The 18,298-nt window shown below is 44.9% G+C and carries 14 protein-coding genes, 1 tRNA gene and 1 pseudogene; 7 read left to right on the top strand and 9 right to left on the bottom strand.

Going from position 1 to position 18,298, the window contains the following annotated elements; all coding sequences use genetic code 11:
• Positions 1-113: 113 nt before the first annotated feature.
• The 3 genes and pseudogenes from HV345_RS00310 (at position 114) to HV345_RS00305 (ending at position 980) form a co-directional block, all read left to right on the top strand.
• Positions 114-208: transfer RNA gene (locus HV345_RS00310), tRNA-Sec, on the top strand.
• Between the two features lie 74 nt (positions 209-282).
• Positions 283-511: pseudogene (locus tag HV345_RS26280) on the top strand (hypothetical protein); the annotation flags it as partial.
• A gap of 7 nt (positions 512-518) precedes the next feature.
• The gene (locus HV345_RS00305) at positions 519-980 is read left to right on the top strand and encodes an anti-virulence regulator CigR family protein (protein ID WP_153690725.1); all 462 of its coding nucleotides are present in this window, start codon (positions 519-521) and stop codon (positions 978-980) included.
• A 45-nt stretch (positions 981-1,025) separates the two neighbouring features.
• Here the strand turns inward: HV345_RS00305 and HV345_RS00300 are convergent, their stop codons facing one another.
• The 7 genes from HV345_RS00300 to HV345_RS00270 all read right to left on the bottom strand — a co-directional run bounded on the left by HV345_RS00300 (position 1,026) and on the right by HV345_RS00270 (position 6,996).
• The gene (locus HV345_RS00300) at positions 1,026-1,544 is read right to left on the bottom strand and encodes a fimbrial protein (RefSeq protein WP_181636139.1); all 519 of its coding nucleotides are present in this window, start codon (positions 1,542-1,544) and stop codon (positions 1,026-1,028) included.
• Positions 1,537-2,055 carry a fimbrial protein gene (locus HV345_RS00295; RefSeq protein ID WP_181636138.1) on the bottom strand — a complete coding sequence of 173 codons (519 nt, stop codon included), beginning with the start codon at positions 2,053-2,055 and terminating at the stop codon, positions 1,537-1,539. The genes HV345_RS00300 and HV345_RS00295 overlap by 8 nt, the downstream gene beginning before the upstream one ends.
• A 12-nt stretch (positions 2,056-2,067) precedes the next feature.
• Positions 2,068-3,072: a fimbrial protein gene (locus HV345_RS00290; protein WP_181636137.1), complete on the bottom strand. Its 1,005-nt coding sequence runs from the start codon at positions 3,070-3,072 to the stop codon at positions 2,068-2,070.
• A gap of 19 nt (positions 3,073-3,091) precedes the next feature.
• Positions 3,092-3,793: a fimbrial chaperone gene (locus tag HV345_RS00285; RefSeq protein ID WP_153689889.1), complete on the bottom strand. Its 702-nt coding sequence runs from the start codon at positions 3,791-3,793 to the stop codon at positions 3,092-3,094.
• Positions 3,786-6,143, bottom strand: a complete 2,358-nt coding sequence (pefC, locus tag HV345_RS00280; protein ID WP_181636136.1) for a PefC/AfrB family outer membrane usher protein — start codon at positions 6,141-6,143, stop codon at positions 3,786-3,788. Before pefC ends, HV345_RS00285 begins: the two co-directional genes overlap by 8 nt.
• 86 nt (positions 6,144-6,229) lie before the next feature.
• On the bottom strand, positions 6,230-6,760 hold the full coding sequence (locus HV345_RS00275) for a fimbrial protein (RefSeq protein WP_181636135.1): 531 nt from the start codon (positions 6,758-6,760) through the stop codon (positions 6,230-6,232).
• Between the two features lie 38 nt (positions 6,761-6,798).
• A complete protein-coding gene (locus HV345_RS00270; protein WP_181636134.1) occupies positions 6,799-6,996 on the bottom strand; it encodes a hypothetical protein in 198 nt (65 codons plus the stop codon).
• 108 nt (positions 6,997-7,104) lie between these two features.
• Here HV345_RS00270 and HV345_RS00265 point away from each other — a divergent pair, with 108 nt between their 5' ends.
• Both HV345_RS00265 and HV345_RS00260 read left to right on the top strand, forming a co-directional pair.
• Positions 7,105-10,941 (top strand): S6 family peptidase, encoded by a 3,837-nt coding sequence (locus HV345_RS00265; protein WP_181636133.1) that lies wholly within the window; start codon positions 7,105-7,107, stop codon positions 10,939-10,941.
• 922 nt (positions 10,942-11,863) lie between these two features.
• Positions 11,864-12,688, top strand: coding sequence for an AraC family transcriptional regulator (locus tag HV345_RS00260; protein ID WP_049282827.1), 825 nt, complete (start codon positions 11,864-11,866; stop codon positions 12,686-12,688).
• Positions 12,689-12,874: 186 nt separating this feature from the next.
• On the opposite strand, the gene misL is transcribed toward HV345_RS00260, so the two are convergent.
• Together misL and HV345_RS00250 are read right to left on the bottom strand one after the other, a co-directional pair.
• Positions 12,875-15,715 carry an intestinal colonization autotransporter adhesin MisL gene (gene misL / locus HV345_RS00255; protein WP_181636132.1) on the bottom strand — a complete coding sequence of 947 codons (2,841 nt, stop codon included), beginning with the start codon at positions 15,713-15,715 and terminating at the stop codon, positions 12,875-12,877.
• Between the two features lie 75 nt (positions 15,716-15,790).
• Positions 15,791-16,408, bottom strand: coding sequence for a helix-turn-helix transcriptional regulator (locus HV345_RS00250; RefSeq protein WP_181636131.1), 618 nt, complete (start codon positions 16,406-16,408; stop codon positions 15,791-15,793).
• 577 nt (positions 16,409-16,985) lie between these two features.
• Between HV345_RS00250 and HV345_RS00245 the strand changes: the two genes are divergently transcribed.
• Complete coding sequence (locus HV345_RS00245) at positions 16,986-17,759, top strand: winged helix-turn-helix domain-containing protein (RefSeq protein WP_181636130.1); 774 nt, start codon at positions 16,986-16,988, stop codon at positions 17,757-17,759.
• The gene (locus HV345_RS00240) at positions 17,756-18,220 is read left to right on the top strand and encodes a hypothetical protein (RefSeq protein ID WP_016155024.1); all 465 of its coding nucleotides are present in this window, start codon (positions 17,756-17,758) and stop codon (positions 18,218-18,220) included. Before HV345_RS00245 ends, HV345_RS00240 begins: the two co-directional genes overlap by 4 nt.
• The last annotated feature ends 78 nt before the right edge of the window (positions 18,221-18,298 follow it).

Here is an 18,298-nt window from a genome sequence, read left to right as displayed (position 1 = left end):
TTTGAAACTGGTCATGGTATAGAGAAACGGAAGTTAAAAAAGTGAGTGAGGGGGTGTGGAAACGTTTGGAAGTAGCTATAATGCGCCCCGCCTCCATGTAGCAATCGAGGCGCGGAAGATCGTCATCTCCGGTGAGGTGGCTGGACTTCAAATCCAGTTGGGGACGCCAGCGTTCCCGGGCAGGTTCGACTCCTGTGATCTTCCGCCAAAATGCCTCTCCTGAGCTCCCTCGAAGTCAACAAAACCCCTGTAATACCTGATAAAAAAAGAGAAATAACCCTAGTATCTGCGTCGGTAGAGGATGTACGTAACGGTGATAATAGTCTGATTTGCAAAGGCGCAGTGGAAGAGATGCTGATGGTGACAAGGTGGTCGCGCTGAATGAAACCGTCGTGAGTTACTGCTGGCGAAAACGAAAGATTACAACGCGCAAGGATTCCGGGTGTTGCTGGTGGCGACCCGCAAACTGGATGATTCAGCGCTGCACCTGCCACTCAGCACGGGTGATGAACAGGGGCATAGGTACACGGCATGGTTTAAAAGTTGTACTGGCAACCCTCATTTCTCTTTCGCTCTTTGCCACCCCGGCACTGGCGAATCCAGGCAATGGGAACGGCAATGGTAATAGTGGCAACCATGGCAATAATAGTGATAATCACGGAAATAAAGGGAATGCGCAGAAAGGCAATGCGGGTCAGAAAAATAACGCATCATCCGATCACCGTAAAAAATATGGCAAACCGGATCATGTCGATTCTGATATCAGTTTTTCGGCTGCCCGACATTTGGCGGTGAATTATGGCCTGACGGGGTGTGGCTCCTTACCACCAGGCATTGCGAAAAAAACGGTTCCGGCATCGATGTTGGGGCAACGGCCTTATTATCCTGGCTATGAATGGAAAATAGTAAGGAATGATTTCGTTCTTATTGCACTGAGCACCTCAGTAGTGACCGCAATTATCAATGGCGTGTTTGATTAATTGATTAACAAGCCGGGGAATTTCCCCAGCTTTTGTTATGCTATCTCAATAATAAGTAAACGTCACCGGTAAACTGGCTGTGTAATTACCTGCCGGTATGGTCCCTGTATGTGGAGACACTCTGGCCAATAAGGAGCCATCAAATTGCTTTTGGCTCACAAGAAACGGTGCTTTACTCAGCTCGACCGGCTTCCCGAATTCTACGGATCCTCCACCTTTCTTCCATGACAAGGTGATATCAACCTTATTATTTGACGTGCTGAGTTTCGAATTACTGCCCCCTGCCAGGGTAACTTCAAATTTGGTGATATCACTGGCACAGTCAATCACAATGGGAACTTCAACGTTACTATCACCTAATAAGGCACCTGAAGTTGTGATCAGCGGAAGTTGCACGGTTTCAGGCAGGCCAAGCCCTTTATTGATTTGGCACTGAGGATTAGTGACCTGCATTGCAATGGGGAGACTTACGCTTGCCTTTTGTGCGGCCTGGTTATTAAACGCCGTTAATGAGCTTAACAGTCCCGCCAGCAATGGGAAAAAAAGACATCTCCTGTCAATCATAGGTCACCTCGACAGTCAGACTGGTGGAAATATTCCCTGCCTGGAGCGTTTCACCCGGAATTTGTTTAGGCAACAGTTGAAACTGACCAAGCGTTTCATTTTTGTTACTTGATGCAGTTGGGAGCGCAAAAGGCTTATTTAATTCTAGCGACTTAAAATCTGTGCCGGCTGGATCTTTCCATGACAACGCAAGCCCAACACCGGATAACCCCGTATTCATCAGGTTAGTGCTGCTCTTGGAAACGCCAGCAGCAGGCGAGAATTTTAGTGAGATCCCGGTTGCTGGCCAACTGCAAGCAATATTCAAATCAACTGTCTGTGGTGTTGTTGCGTTGTTTTCAAACTGGCTAAAGCTGATTTGTTGAAAGTTCAGGTTTGCCGGAGAGAGTGACAATGCGCACGTGTTTAAGGCTAACTCGGCGTTTATCGTCACTCTCCTCTGCACTGATTTCGACGCAGATGCGTTGTGAAATGGAAAAATTATCAAAAAAAAGATTAACCATTTGTGCATAATTAATCCAGCCTATCGGTATATTAGCGAAACATTCAGGTAGGTAGAAACCTTACCGGCGGGAAATGGGGTTGAAGGCTTGACGTAGATTCTGAATGTCGCAGTAGCATCAAGATCTTTTTTGGACGGCTCATAAATTTTATAATTCGCATTAAGGGGGACGGTATGAAAATCTCCATACACCCTGGTCATTTGGAAGTTCAGCTTCCGTCCCTCACTATCACTGGCACTAAACATACCATTTGCCGCATCAACTACATTCTCCGGGTCGAATCGAACATATAATCCATTTATCAGTGCTTTATTTTTACACGAATAATAGACTTTTAACTCTTTATATAAAGAGTTACTATTGACATTACTTGGTGTTAATTTACCAAAATCTAAATTTTCTGTAGAAAGTGACATTGCGCAGGTCGCAGTATCTTTAAAAATAAAAGGAATCGGTCCCCCTAATTTAGAACTTACATTAACCGCCGTGCTGTATACTAGTGTATTTCCTTGCGAAAGCGGCTGGATATTAACCGTATATTGCCCGGTTTGATTATTTTGTATCCAATATTGATCATTTACGACAATACTGGCTTTCCCCAAGACAGTGCCTGAGGGCCAGTTGTATCTATTATTATCCCCCCATGGCTTAGATTGAACATTGTTGGAGATAATGTTATTGCCTTCACAGCGCATCCCCTCCAGTTTCCATTCAATACCTGGATAGGGTGTCGTTATGGTGGTAGAGTTTTTACAAGTTCCACTGGTTAGATTCATGCGCATTTCATTCACCGAGCGTCCAGCACCATCAGTATAATCCGGATCACAAGTCATTTTACCTTGTAGGATTACTCGCATTATTAACAATGGATCATCATTTGCTGATGTATAACCATACCTCCAGTAACTTTTATCACTGGGATCTGTATCAAAAAGTATGGAACCTCCACTACAGTTAGCTGCTTTGGAAGGTAAGGAAGATAGTGATAATAAAGCGATAAAAAGAGTAAATATGAATTTACACATAATAAAAACCTTACACGAATCAGGATTTGTTTAATTTATACTCTTTGTCAACGCCATAATCATCAAATGCTACAATACTGAGGCTGTTACTGGAAATTAACTTACCCAGCGACACTTTTTCACCTGGAGCAAAAACAGACAGTTTATCTTTAATATCATCGCTAACTTTAATGGGCGTTCCGTTTTGTTTAACACTGATGATGGCAAAATAATAAGGGGTGTCGTTCCAGAGAACGGTATTTCCCTCACTGCTTATCATTTTAATATTCTGTTCGGCGTTTTCCCTTTTCTCTTTCAGGGCATCAGGCCGATAAAACATTTTGACCTGAGTATGTAGCGCAATGGATAATGCATTCACGCCGTCTTTTGGTGCTTTGGGTATCTCCTGGATGTTGATCCAGAAAAGCGATTCTTTATCTTTTGGTAGCGCATCATTAATTTTCAGGATACGCAGGATCTGTTTGTGCTGATCGGCCACTTTAAAGAACGTGGGGCTGGGTACAAAATAGACGTTCTTGTCGTTTTGGTCCTGGTTTTCAATCCATATCTGTCCGCCATATTCCTGAGTAGACTGGTTATCAACCTGTACAGAGATATTCTCTCTTTTTTCATCAAACACATAACGTGTGCTGTTAAGGACAAACGCCGCATGACTTGATGCTGTAAATAACAACAGTGATGCAGAAATGAAAAACTTTCTCAGTGTATTGTTCTTAGCCACACTTAATCTCCTGTACTTTACCCATATCTTTCTGCAGCGATCGTGAATCGAATTTGCAATCACCAACCGAAATGATCCCTTCATCTTTATCTTCAAGATTCATTAACAGAATCCCGCCGTTGTTGACGTAACCAATTTCCTGATTTTCTGCATTTTTAGCGATGCTTCCCATTGGAATAACAAAACCATTACTGCTGATGACTTTTACGATATACGTGTTAATTTTTCTGTATTTCACTTTCTTATAGATAATCGCGTTTTCCGTCGGCGTCACATTGATTGCGTTTTCTGTTAACTCAACGCTCTGTGGCAAGTTATCCGCATTGACGGTGATGGTATTATTGTTATACGCGGTTAACGGTATGACAGCGCGCCCTTTTTTATCGCCAGGCATGGAACCATTAAATCTGACGCCTGGAACATCTTCCATTTGTACAACGGCAATTTCATCATTTTTCACTGGCGTAAAAAGAATACCTGCATCTGGCAGTCCGATAATACTTCCGCCAACCTGGAAGGAAGAGCTGGACGTGCTCCCCATTTGCGAATAGCTGGCCGAGGTTTGAACCTCATCAAACAGATAAGAAGCTGAAATCGCGCTTCCCGTGGTGTTGCGTGACTGACTGATGGATGCGTTATAACTCAGGCGAGAATTAATGCTTCCCGAAACACCGGTATTGAAATTCGTACCATTACGGCGATCGTAATTTATGCCAGAGAAGCTATAGTGCGATTTATCAAATACGCTAAAGGGCACGCTCAGTGAAATACCGGTGTTATAATCGTTTTCCATCCCCTGCAATCGGGAATACCCGGCATTCAGAGAGACAGAAATATTATTAAAGCTCTTACTGAGATTCAGGTTTGCGCCTACCTCACTGGAACTGTCCCAATAGTCTTCCTTCCAGGCCGACATGTTGAAGAACACATTCATTTCCGGAAGCTGATAGGTGATAATCGATTCGTATCGCTGTTTAGGCCTGTTGTTTAACAGGCTGTAATAGCGATAGTTAAAATCCGTGTAATCAATATAGTTTTCTGAGTTAAAACGATAACCAATCAACTGTAAATTTGCGTTTTCCCCTAAGGCGCGGGCATATTTCACCGATGCGCTAAAGCCGTTCATGGCTTTACCATTATGGTATTTTGCCTGTGACAGGTTGCCACTCATTGCCACGGCGCCAAACCAGCCGAAAGAGCGGATAAGACCCAGACCAATGTTGTTATAGTTTTTATCGACCAGTGCAGAGGTATTGAGCGTAAAGGGCTCAAAACCGTAATCATAAGTGATTTGCGCGAATAAGCTGTCATCATCACGCTTGTTACTGTATTGGTCAACTTTACTCCCCACCGCGATATTGTAATTATAATTTCCGGGTTTCAATAAATTTGGCAGCACGGCGACGGGGAATCGCTGTTCTTTTACCGAACCATCCTCTTCATAAATTTTTAAGATAATGTCGCCAGAATATACGCCGGTCAGATCGTTAATCACAAAAGGACCCGGTGGAACCACGAACGACTTTAATGTGTATCCGCCTTGTTCGACAGTGACACGGGCATGTGTTCTGGCAATACCATTAATGACCGGAGCATAAGACTGCGAGTCCCAGGGATACATATCCTGATTAGACTTTAACTGCGCGCCATAAAAGGTAAAACCATCGTTCAGGGTATTGTAGGACTGGGTTTTACCGATAAGAATATCTGATTTAATCGATTTTATCGCATGTGTTAACAGCAGGTTATTGCTCTCAAACTTTTCTCCCTGATATGCATATCCCCTACCCAACAGGACCCATTCGCCGATATTGATCTGGCCTTCGATGTTACCGTATGTTGTCCGATCCTGGTCAGTAGATTTTGACGTATTAAGATCATAGGCGAGTTTGAAACCGGTACTGCCATAATCCCAAGTGCCGCCTTCCTTTTTTGAATCTATAAAGCCAGCCTGAGGCATATCGATTGATAACTCCTGCAAGGAAGGATCCAGTTTCACTTGGCTATTTTTTTCTTTTCCAATATAATAGCACTCTTGGCTAGCATTAAAAAAAGTCTTATAAAATTCTTTGTTAATGTTAATTCCTGAATTTTCTAGCCATTCTTCTGACAGGCAAATATATTCAGAATCTTTTTCATTAATATTTAACTCAACGGAAGTAGCAATTTTTGATTTATTAAATATTATATCGACGAAATATTTACCAGAGGCGTTCTTATCGATGTTATTGAGTATCTCAGGTATCTGTTTGCTTCCACCATGAATGAAACTGTAATTAAACCCCTCGGCAAGAGCATATTTTGGAACTAAATGAAAAATAATTGCAAACAAAATCATCTCTTTTTTCATTTATTCTTGCCACCAGTCATAAAATTTAAAAAGTAATAGGGAGCAGGCAAGAAAGCACGATGCTCCCTTCTTAGAGTTAACAGCGATTATTTATAAGCAATTGAGTAAGTAGCAGCTGCGCTGAAGGCACCCGCAGTAAATGCTGTGCTTGCATTGGGTTTAGCAAGTGCAGCAGCATAATCAAATGACTTGATACCACCCGTTACGTTATAATCAAAAGTGGTATTCCCTTGTTTAACAGATTTATCTCTAGCATTAGAATTTGAAGCCGTCAGAATCATAACCGCATTAGTACCATTAGCTACGCTATTGCTCATACCCATTGCATTCAAAGTTGGTGAACTCCAAGACATAGTCGCAGCAGCCTTAGTGAGGCAATCTTGTTCTTTAGGGATCAGTTTGAAGTTTACGACTGTTCCGGCAGTAGCATTTGTTGCAATTGTCCCTAAATCAACTGTTGAAATATCGCTACCAGTAGAATCTTTAAGATCAATATTACAAGTCGCGCTCGAAACACTACCCGTAAAGTTTACAGTACCGGTGTTTGGCGCAGCCATAGCATTAGACGCTACACCCAGAACTGCCACAATTGCCGAACCTAAAATCAGCTTTTTCATTTTATACTCCATTAATAGGCTTAATTCTTAAGTCAAGCTCATAACAATCTTAATGAGCGAGACAGAATATATTGTTCTGGAAACTCTCTGGCAAACCCCAAAATAGCAATCGTTACTTTTTTATCGGTTTTTTTTATTTGTGATTCGGTTAATTGTATTATTTCAACTTTTCTAACTAACTCTTTTATTTTCAATAAAACTGATAATATAGAAAAAGGTGACAGTAAATTCCTCATTACAATGCTCTTTCAGGATAAAAAAATAAAAAGACGCTTTTTTTTATTGACTGGATCTGATTTTCATTTAAATGTCATTTATTTAAGCGGATAGTGACTGGGGGAAACGTGAATAAGATATACGCGATAAAAAAGAACAGTAAAGGTGAGGCGGTGGTCGTTTCAGTAGTCAGTGAAGGTATAAGGAAGAACATCACTCCACGGGTATCAATAAGCGTACTGCTAGTGAGTATGTTGGGGATATTATCTTCTGCTGTATCAAATGCTTCTGTTGTCAGCAGTGGGGTTAATTATCAAACATATCGCGATTTCGCTGAAAATAAAGGCTCGTTTAAACCAGATGCAGAAAACATCCCGCTATATGATAAAAATGGAAATGTCGTCACCACGTTAAATAAAGCGCCCATGATAGATTTCAGTTCTAATGACAGGACTGGGGTTGCTACATTAGTTGCGCCACAATATATCGTCAGCGTTAAGCACAATGTGGGCTATAAAAAGGTGAAGTTTGGTTACAACGACGACACTACCTACACCCTGGTTGACAGAAATAACCACAAGCGAGACTTCCATACCCCCCGACTAAACAAAATTGTGACAGAGGTTAGCGCGCTGGATATGACTGACGCGGGAACGGCCAAAGGCACATATCAGAATCAGGAACGGTTCCCCGTTTTCTATCGGGTCGGTACGGGAACGCAATATGTAAAAGATGAGAGTGGTAAACTGACTAAGCTGGCAGGGGCATACTCGTATAAAACCGGGGGGATCGTAAATCATCCGTTTATTTCGGACTGGAGTTTTGTCACTAATACAACAAATACGCCACTTTCCACCTATGGCACACCTGGCGACAGTGGTTCCCCACTTTTTGCCTGGGATGCTAAGCAAAATAAATGGGTTGTCACTGCCGTGCTCAATTCTTACGCGGGTGTGAATGGAAAAACTAACTGGTATACGATCATCCCTGTCGGAGATGTGGCTGATACCATGAAACAGGACGCTGATGCTCCCATTAAATCACAACAAAATGAGGGAGATATTCGCTGGTCATATGATGATAACACAGGCGTTGGCACATTAACCCAGGGTGCAGCCTCATGGTCAATGCATGGCAATTTCGGCCCTACAGCGCCAACCTCATTAAACAGCGGTAAAGATCTCACCTTCCAGGGCGGTGGCACCGTTGTATTAGAACATGCCGTTAACCAGGGTGCAGGAACGCTGACTTTTGATGACGATTATACGGTAAAACCGCTCGACTCTCAGACCTGGAAAGGTGGTGGGATCATTATCAACGGCGATCATAGCGTTGACTGGCAAGTTAATGGTGTTCAGGGCGATAACCTGCACAAACTTGGTGTCGGGACATTAAAAGTTAACGGCACGGGAATCAACCCCGGAGGGCTGAATGTTGGCGAAGGAACTGTCGTCCTGGCACAACGGCCGGATAGCGATGGTAATGTTCAGGCCTTTAATAATGTCAGTATTGTAAGCGGTCGCCCAACCGTTGTTTTAAGCGATGACAAACAGGTTAATCCCGACAATATCAAATGGGGCTATCGCGGCGGTAAGCTCGATATCAACGGTAACAGCCTCACCTTCCATCAGCTGAACGGCGCCGACGATGGGGCGATTCTGACCAACAGCGGGAGTCAGGCCTCCGTCAACCTGGATTTCAACAAGCCAGATGTCACGACGGCGGTTGCCAACATCTGGCATGGCCATTTTACCGGTAATGTTGATGTTAAAAATACCGTGACGCCCGGAACGCAGAACGACTTTGTCATGGATGGAGGGATGAACACGGAGGGAAACTTCACCCAACATAATGGCCGCCTGTTTATTCAGGGGCATCCGGTTGTACATGCCGTCAGTACTCAGGCTGTCGCGGATAAGCTGAAGGCGCTTGGCGACAATTCTGTCCTCACTCAGCCGGTTTCCTTTACCCAAAGTGACTGGGAGACCCGCCAGTTCAGCCTGAAACAGCTTAATCTTTACAATACTGATTTCAGTTTGGCGAGGAATGCCAGCCTCAATACAACGCTTTTTGCAGACCATTCTGCCGTGACGCTGGGTAGTGAAGATCTCTATATCGATCTCAATGACGGTAACGGTGTGAAAACCACGCCGTCATTCGGGCAGTCAAAAGCGACAAACGACGCCGATCGGAGCCGTTTCACCGGCCGCGTACAGCTGAATAACGGTTCTACTCTTAACATTAATGAGCATTTTACCGGCGGGATTGACAGCGCAGACAGCTCGGTGACGGTGGCGTCCACCGATGCCGTTCTCAACCAGAAAAGCAGCTTCAGCCACTCATCGCTGTCGCTGGCGGATGGCGCGAAGCTGACGGCAACCTTGGGTCTGATTTCTGACAGTGAAGTGGCTGCCGGTGCGGGATCGACACTTTCGCTGTTGTCCGGACAGTACTCGTCTGAGCGCTGGCGCTTTAACGGCCAAGGCACCACGCTGAATGTCGGCACGGGTAGCGTAATAACGGGAAATATTCAGGCGAATGATACTGCCAGCCTGAATTTTGGTACAGCAGAGGAAGCCAGTGAGAATCTGTTCACGGCTTATGGTGGCAACCTGAATGCGCCCCTCGCCGGTGCGACGATGACGAATACTCTCTGGCAGGCAGACGGACAGTCCATGGTGAAATCCCTCAACCTGGACGGTTCGCAAGTGCGCTTCAGCAAAGCCGGCTCACCAGGCTCTCTGACAGTAGACACCCTGACTGCAAGCAACAGCCAATTCGTCATGAACACTGATGGAAAAACGGTAGATACGGTAACGGTTAACCAGTCGCTGTCCGGTAAAAACAATGCGCTGGTTGTTGTCCCGTCTGTGGCTTCAGTGAGCCAGGGAATGTCATCCGTAGCGTTAGTCACAGCGCCGAAAACGACGGCTGCCGATGTGTTCACGCTCAAACCAGTGACACAGCGCGCGGGTATTCATACCTTCACGCCGCAATTGGGCATCGTGGAGAGCGAAAACAGTAAACAATGGCGGCTGGAAGGATTTGACGTGCAGCAGGACAACGCGGCGCTGCAGGCCAGCAAATCAGTTATGAATGCGGGATTTAAAAATTTCCTGACAGAGATGAACAACCTGAACTACCGCATGGGCGATCTGCGCAACACCCACGGTGAAACCGGGGCGTGGGCGCGAATCTTCAGCGGTACGGGTTCCGCTGAGGCGGGCAATTCCAACAGTTGGACACATCTGCAGATTGGAGCCGACAGAAAGCACGCGTTTGACGGCGGTGATCTGTTTACCGGTGTGACGGCAACGTTCACTCACAATAGCAGCCATGGTGATGGCTGGTCCGGTCAGACAAAATCAACCGGTATCGGTTTCTATGCTTCCGCGATGTTTGACTCCGGGCTGTATGTGGATGCAATCGGTAAATATGTCCGCCACGATAACCACTATTCGGCAAGCGAAATCGAAATGCCGGAGCAGGATTACCGCTCACATTCCTGGTATCTGGGCGCAGAAACCGGCTGGCGCTTCTCGTTACCTGACGAAACCTTTATTCAGCCGCAGACGGAATTGGTTTATGGCTCGGTGTCAGGAAACCGGTTTGACTGGCAGTCTGCAGGCTCAGACATCCGTATGCAGCGTAAGCAGGATAATCCATTGATAGGTCGTACCGGCGTTGATATCGGTAAAACCTTCACAGGTAAAGACTGGAAGTTGACCGCGCTGACGGGCGTTCATTATCAGTATGACCTGTTTAATCCTGCGAAGACGGTCATTCGTGATTTTGCCGGGAAAACGTCCATCAGAAATGGTAAAGATAGCCGGGTAAACTTTAATTTCGGTGTCAATGCTGAAATAAAAGAAAACACCAGGATTAGTCTTAATGTTGAGCGTTCGGCGTTTGGTCATTACGATATTGATAAGGCAATTAACGCCAATATTCGTTATTCATTTTGATTTTAAATTTTGAGCAAGTAAAAGCCTGAATCGATAGTTCAGGCTTTTTTATGGATTAATTGCAAGTGATAATTAAATCCATTTACACTATAAATTGTGGTACATAATTTTATCGCAATGGACTATTTTTTAGGGTGGTTTTTGTACTTTTCATACCTTATAGTCACTTTTAGTTAAGGTGTCTAATACATTTGATAGCGAAGAGTTCTTATGTCCATTGCTTTTTTATTGGCAAGTAAAAATGCTTTTTTCAATTACGGATTATCATTGCTCGCCAATGACAATTCAGATATTAAATGTTACGAGTACAGGAATTTTTATTCTGCTCATGAAATACTGAATAAATATAAAAAAGTCTATTTGGTTTGTGACAGGGATGATTACTTATCTTACTGCTTTTTGATGGAAAAATTCCCGGTAACCTGCCTCTGCTTTAAGCAGGTATCATACCAGAATGAGAAGCTACGTGTGTTCTCAAGCCGAACACCTTCGCCTGCTTCAGTGTTCAATGGCTTGACGGATGATGAACGAAAAATAGTCTATCTGTATTTTTTTAAGAGGAAGAGAATCGGAGAAATCGCGACGCTAACGCAGCTAAAAGAGAGCAGTATTTATTATAAAATACAATCGATTAAACGCAAACTGGGGGCTGAATCCAGCCGAAAGCTTCCGATATTGCTTAAGAATTTTTTTCTTGCACCGAATGTGTGATTACCATATTTCCGCACTATTTCTAATTGAAAATATTAAAATTGTTAATTATCTCACCAAAGCCACTGGGTAACTCTTTGTATTTTAAAAAAATACATAGTTAAAAAACAAATAATTAGAATTATACACTTTTTCTATTATTAAAAAATTCCGAGTTTACATGGCTGATAACCCATGAAATTATATGCATGCAAAGCATGGGGGTGACTGTATGAATAGCCAAAGTGCTTTAAGTAACCTTATTTTCCCGGCTAAGGAAAATTTTGCACACAACAATCTGTTGGTGCTGAAAAAAATCCGTTTTTATAACTGTGCGATTATCTATCTGCGGGATGCGCAACTGCTTATAAAAACAAAAGATGGGCAGTCCTTTAATGTTCCCCCTGAATCACTTTGTTACGTCGAAAAAAACACCGTGATTGATATTACATTAAAAGTGTTAGGCAAAGGTGTTCCCTATGAGCTCTATCAAGTTGACAGTGATGTATTGAGTTGTATCTGTAAAGTGATGGAACCGCTTCTGTTGGATCCGCAAAGCGTTAACCAGATGCGGCGTAAAATATTTACTTGTCCTGTTGATGAAACAGATACAAAAATTTTCAAACGATTAACTGGAAGCGATGTCCCACAACACCGACAAGTTTATAAAATAACTTATCTTCTTTCTAAAATGAGGGATATAGAATCGTTAGTTTATTCCTTGTCAGTATCAACGGATACCACCTTTACTGAGCGGCTGAAGTCAATCATTGAAGCTGATCTCTCTAAATCTTGGAAGCTGGCAGATCTGGCGAGCATTTTACATATGTCGGAGGTATCGATTCGTAAAAAGCTGGAGAAAGAGAGTAATAATTTTAATACGCTAGTGCTGGATATTCGCATGCATCAGGCAGCAAAACTCATCACCACTACCGAGAAGCATATTAATAGAATCGCCAATGAAGTGGGCTACACCAGTACATCTTATTTTATTCGTAACTTTAAAGAGTTCTTTGGCATTACACCGAAGCAGTTTGCTTTGAAAGTAAAAAAATAGTCCTGATGATTTATACATACAATTTTCCTTAAATTATTCTTCTATATCTTTAAGGAACTCCACAGAAAAAAACGGCTTTGGCGCAACAGGTGGGGGGATTGCTGAAATCTTTATCCGTCCTCCCCCCCACAAAAAATAAAGCCGCTGACCCATTAATCAGCGGCTTTTCCATTACCTGCAACTACGTCAGAAGTTATATTTCACGCCCAGCATACCGCGAGTATCGCTGTAGCCTTTGTCACCAACCTGTTGGGCCACGTTGCTCCACACGTTGAGGCGCGGAGTGATTTGACCTTCAACGCCGACTTTCAGCTCGCCAATGTTCTTGGTGCCACGCATGTCGTTGCTCACATCATCCATCTTCACGCGAGTCGTCTGCGTGTTGTGGATCCAGTTGGCTTCAACAAACGGCTGGAACTCACGAGATTTACCGTCGTCGATGGCGTTGTGACCGTTGATAAAGGCTTTTACCCCCAGACGGGTCATCAGGTTGCCATCGGTGTTGTCCTTCACGCGGGTACCGTTCGCTTCACGGTGGCTGTCGGCCTGCACGTCCATCCACACCACCTGAGCTTTCGGTTGCAGCCAATAGCTGTTGCGCTCGTTTTCACCCAGTTTGAAGCTGTAACCGGCTTCAACAGAAGCGGTGATCCCGCTGGATTTATATTTCTCCGTCGCCTGCTCCTGACCCATCACCTTGTTATCAAACCAGTTGTACAGCATCCAGGTGTCTACATAAGTGCCGGTCTTGTCAGCGTCATTAGCATACCAGGTGCCGTACAGTCCCACGCTGTAACCAGTGACCTGACCACGTGAATGGTAGCCGGTCAGACTGGACTGCGTGCGGTTCTGGCTGTTGGCATAACCAGCCATCGCGCCGAGGTGCCAGCGGTCGAGGCCGTCGCTGCTCCACTGCGCCAGGTCACCGCCTAACTGCAAGACATAGCTGTTGCTTTGGGTTTTCAACTGCCCGCTACCGTCTTTGAAGCGGGTATGTGCCCCGACGTTACGCATCCACAGACTGGTGACTTTTTTCTCGCCCGTCAGCATATCGACGTACTGCGTTTCCCCCAGACGATCGTGGAGTCGGGTCATGAACAGCGTGTTAGCAGCGTAGTTGTTCGCCAGATAACTGCCTGCTTCCGGGCGGTACTGCTGCTCAGTGACAGGGGGCGCAACAGGTTCTTCCGGCTCAGGGATAATCGGGTCGACAGGATCGACCGGGTCTGGGTCAACAGGACCTGGGTCAATAGGGTCAACCGGGTCCGGGTCAACGGGATCTGGGTCAATAGGGTCAACCGGGTCCGGATCGACGGGGTCCGGCTCTTCCGGATCCGGCGGAGCAGGAATAAAGCTCGTCAGATACCAGTTGCTGCCCTTTTGCACCACGTTATAGTCGTACGCACCGGCAACAATACGGCCCGCTTTCTCAAAAGTACCGTCAGAATTACCGGCCACTTCGATGATCTCAATTCCCTCAACGGTTTGCGCCCCGGTTCCGCCAATATTGTTCACTGCCACAAATGCGTTACCCGCGGTGTTGCCGAGCACTTTCAGCTTGTCGGTTTCGGAGGCATCGTCATTCAGGACGGTATTGAAAACGAGTTTTCCGCCGTTGCCGGTAAAATCTTCATTGATAGTAAGCGTCTGCCACGGTTCGCCGTCAGCATGCCCAAAGTTCACCACTGACCCGCCGTTCAGCGTCAGGTCAGTGAGCGTTGAGCTGTTGGTCATGTTCCAGGTCGCATCGCTCATTTGCAGCGAGATAACCCCGGTCCCGGCAGTGGCGCTGGTGACGTATGACGCCCCACTCCACAACGAGTTGTCAGTCATATTGAGTTTGATGGTACTGTTTTGCTGCGGCTGGGTGTTGTTTGCGGCAGTAGCACCGGCGGCGTGAAGATCGCCGTCGATAAGGAAACGCCCGCCAGCAGAGCCGTCAACAGTGCCGCCCGTTTCTGTACTGATGGCATAGCTTTCATTGCTGTGATTGCCCGCCATGGTAATGGCGGAGCCACCTGCCAGGTTTATCGTACCGCGTGAAATCGCATACAGGCCGCGTGGCGCTTTGCTGTATGACGCCGCTTTCGCCGAATTGTTGACGTTGATCGTAGCGTTTTCGCCGAGATTCACGGTCGCATTGGTGGAATAAACCGCATGTGCGCTGACGCCGTTGACCGTAATCGTGGCATTGTTGCCCAGTTCCGTTTTGGAAGATGAGGCGGCATAAATCCCTGTCGAGGAAGCACCCGACGTCTCGATGGTGGCGTCATTGCCAAGGCGGATTGAGGACCCGCTCTGCCCGGTGCGGAGACCTTCTGAGCTGCTACCGGTCGTCACAATGTGTGCCCGGTCGCCGACGATAATCGTATTTTTAGCCAGCGTTTCGTCTCTCATCGCGTTTGCCGTGATGCCGCGCCCCTGGTTACCGGTGGTTTGAATATACAGATCGTCGCCGACGTAAATGTTGGCCGAGCCTTTCCAACCCTGCCCACCATTATAGGCGTTGTAACCGGCGTTAATACCATCACCATCCTGGCCGTCCACATAAATACTGGTGCGATCCCCGGTGATAATAAAGACTGGATTATCCGGCGTATTAGCCCCGTGTGTGCGGATACCGTCAACATCTTTACCATTATTAGTGGCATTCTTTGACTGTGTGCGAATCGTCAGGTCGTCACCGAAAATAACGCCCGGGCTACCCGTCGTGCTGTTCTGAATAACGGTAACAGAGTGTTCAAAAGCTTCTTCACCGGGCCCATTCAGCGTTAACCCATGGCCAAAAACGGGAATGGTACCGGCATTCCACTGATAAACATAATTCGGCGTAGCGCTTTTTTTTTCGAAACTGCCATTTGCCTGTGCAGGAAATAAAGCCTGCAACTCCGGCGAAAGACTGCTCACCAATCCACTGGCAGGAAGACTATCAATATCAATCCAGGCCGCGTGGGTTGAAAATACCATTGACGTTAACGCGGTTGATACCGCTATCGCAATGCGTGAGTAATGCTTAGGTTTTTTCATAATAGCCTCCTGCTTTCGGGCGTAGGGCGTCCACCACATCGCAAAGATGTGAAAATAGTAAAAATCAAAAATACGTTATAAAATATTCGACAGTATTTGATGAATGCTATGGCCTAATTTATCTTCAAGCCTGAGCTTGTAGACATATATTTTCTTAATATCTATATTATCTATTTTGGTAATTTGCTGAATACTTTTCCCTGACACAAACCGCTTCAGTAATATCATTTCTGTATAGTTGAGTGAGCGTCCGCGTTTACTGTTCGCAAGGTGGCCGGTAAATAATCGGCGAATTTTCTGATGCTGAACTTCATCATCATCATCGGAATATATAATCCCTTGTATTTTATTGCTTTTCGACAGCCAGTAGTTGGCTAACGGCGCGAGATTCCTGTCCGCTATCAACACAATATACATACCGCTGTAGGCCAGCCGGTCAACCCATTGCGGGTCGGCGAACAGGCGCAGGTTTGGGAAGGAAAAGTCCACAAAAATAAACCCACGCGACAAATGATTTTGATTATTAAGGAGAAGTTTTTCAATAATTCCTTTTTGCAGAAAACAATTTCCCTCTGGCCAGATCGCAAAAGTGGCTCGGTGACAGTAGCTGGCGCGTACCACAGTATCCGGAAATAATTGACAGGATAATTCACAGCTTATGCAACGAACACTCTGTGATGGTGATCTCTTCATCAAAAATGACTCCTGTTATTTTTCCATAAATATTTCATTGGTAAATAAATGTGTCAATCCGACACGTATGACATTCCTTGTCAGTTAATAACAGTGACACCTAAAAAATGTAATAAACTCCTGATATGTTATTATGTATAGGCTATAAGTAATGCGATTGCGCTAAGCTTTTTTCTGCTTTATCTCAGAATAACAGTCTGGGTATTAGGAATTTTATGCATAAATCCAAATCCCAGAATAAAAATTAAAAAAGCACTATTTGCTAAAAATTAACCAATGAAAGGGACTCTTATTAATTACACAATCCTGATAACTCAATCCCCCTTGAAGTGCTGTTGATAAATATAATGAGAATTCAGATAAAACTGTAATGAATTCTCATTATTTAACATTAGTTAATACTCACCTAAGAATTTACACACGTAACACATTGTATTTAAAGTGTTTTTAATCCTTAAGTGAAATTCTTATCTTCGATCACGTACAAAGAGTGAGGCATATTCACGATTTGGATGTAAAATTTAAGGTATGTGTAGGCACACGCGGTGATACGTTATAGTTACTGAGGGCTGGGCAATTGTACCTTATCAATCAGTTGGTCGAATTTAATCCTGACAGCAAAAGTCTGGTCAATCGTCAGACCGGGCGGTCAATACAACTTCAGCTCCCAGCTTCGCTTTGCTTTCTCTATTTAATTACTCACGCAAGTGACATTGTTTCGCAGAACACATTGATAAAAGTGGGTTGGGGTGAGAGAAATAATGTGACCACAACCAACACATTTTACCAGGCTATTCTGACGCTACGTAACGCGCTGGCGGATGTGGGTCTGCCACGTGATACGGTGAAAACTATTTCACGACGCGGACTCAGATTAAATGGAAATACGCAGATAGAGGCGATAACGCATCCTCAGAGTGAAGTTTTCCAGCAACCGCTAATAGAGGAATACGCGCCCCCAAAGATAATTCCTCCCGCGGCACAACAAACGACGCGGGTCCCCTGGTGGAATATTATATTTAGCGCTGGCATCGTTATTGCCACCTTGTTTATCTGGCTGGTGTGGTATCAGACACGTCCTGTTATGCCGTTTAGTAAATTCATTTCTGTTTCTATGCAGGTCCCATCTCGGCAAAACTGTAAAATTTATTACTCACTGAATGATCACGATCAGGAAAATTATTTCAATCTGATACAACTGCACCCTTCTCTCTGTGAAAACAACAAGCATGTTTTCCTTTCTGGCTACCGTAAAGCGGAGAGGATCGTGGCATTTGTTTGTGATAAAGATGCACGGGTAGATGCGTACGCGTTTTGTACTACCCATTATTACTGGATGCGCGGGCAATGAAAAAAATACACCACCTTATTTTAATCGTAATCGGCGTGGCGACATTGCTCGGCTCAGGCGGATGGCTATGGCATTCACGCTATGCCGAAAAGCAGCTAAATTGCGTTGGAAATGTCGAATGGAATATTGGCAGCAACCGCTTTGCAGGTACGGTTTCATTTCGGATGTACAAAGATGCAGGGCTAGCGACCATTACCGGAAAACTGTACGGACGTAATACCTCAGACATTAGCAGGAACATCTATTTCAGTTATACCCGGCAGCACGAAGCCCGAGTGCTACAGGCAATGCAGGTGGTCAAAACCTTCGCTGATAGCGCCGATGAAGCTGATATTAACAACACATTACCCGGATTTTACCGTCAAAGCGGACGAAACCTGAGCCTGGTTATGGAGGAGTATAAGGGCGCATGGATTTTTGCCAGCTCAAATGTCCCCTCACTGTATTGCCGCAAAAGGTAACGTCATATCCGGATACAAAAAGCACGCCCCCTTCAATAGAATTCATATTTGCCATCATCGACTTACGCGACATGGGTC

The sequence above is a fragment of the Citrobacter sp. RHBSTW-00986 genome, assembly GCF_013783065.1.
GTDB classification, from domain to species: Bacteria; Pseudomonadota; Gammaproteobacteria; order Enterobacterales; family Enterobacteriaceae; genus Citrobacter; species Citrobacter braakii.
The sequence above is the reverse complement of the archived record's forward strand: the minus strand, read 5'-3'. Positions and strand labels throughout refer to the sequence as shown.

What these genes read in the sequence shown, in the direction of transcription:
- HV345_RS00295 (WP_181636138.1), bottom strand. Translation starts at nt 2,055, where the DNA reads ATGCACAAATGGTTAATCTTTTTTTTGATAATTTTTCCATTTCACAAC.
- HV345_RS00290 (WP_181636137.1), bottom strand. Translation starts at nt 3,072, where the DNA reads ATGTGTAAATTCATATTTACTCTTTTTATCGCTTTATTATCACTATCT.
- misL (WP_181636132.1), bottom strand. Translation starts at nt 15,715, where the DNA reads ATGAAAAAACCTAAGCATTACTCACGCATTGCGATAGCGGTATCAACC.
- HV345_RS00260 (WP_049282827.1), top strand. Translation starts at nt 11,864, where the DNA reads ATGAATAGCCAAAGTGCTTTAAGTAACCTTATTTTCCCGGCTAAGGAA.
- HV345_RS00270 (WP_181636134.1), bottom strand. Translation starts at nt 6,996, where the DNA reads ATGAGGAATTTACTGTCACCTTTTTCTATATTATCAGTTTTATTGAAA.
- pefC (WP_181636136.1), bottom strand. Translation starts at nt 6,143, where the DNA reads ATGAAAAAAGAGATGATTTTGTTTGCAATTATTTTTCATTTAGTTCCA.
- HV345_RS00300 (WP_181636139.1), bottom strand. Translation starts at nt 1,544, where the DNA reads ATGATTGACAGGAGATGTCTTTTTTTCCCATTGCTGGCGGGACTGTTA.
- HV345_RS00250 (WP_181636131.1), bottom strand. Translation starts at nt 16,408, where the DNA reads ATGAAGAGATCACCATCACAGAGTGTTCGTTGCATAAGCTGTGAATTA.
- HV345_RS00240 (WP_016155024.1), top strand. Translation starts at nt 17,756, where the DNA reads ATGAAAAAAATACACCACCTTATTTTAATCGTAATCGGCGTGGCGACA.
- HV345_RS00275 (WP_181636135.1), bottom strand. Translation starts at nt 6,760, where the DNA reads ATGAAAAAGCTGATTTTAGGTTCGGCAATTGTGGCAGTTCTGGGTGTA.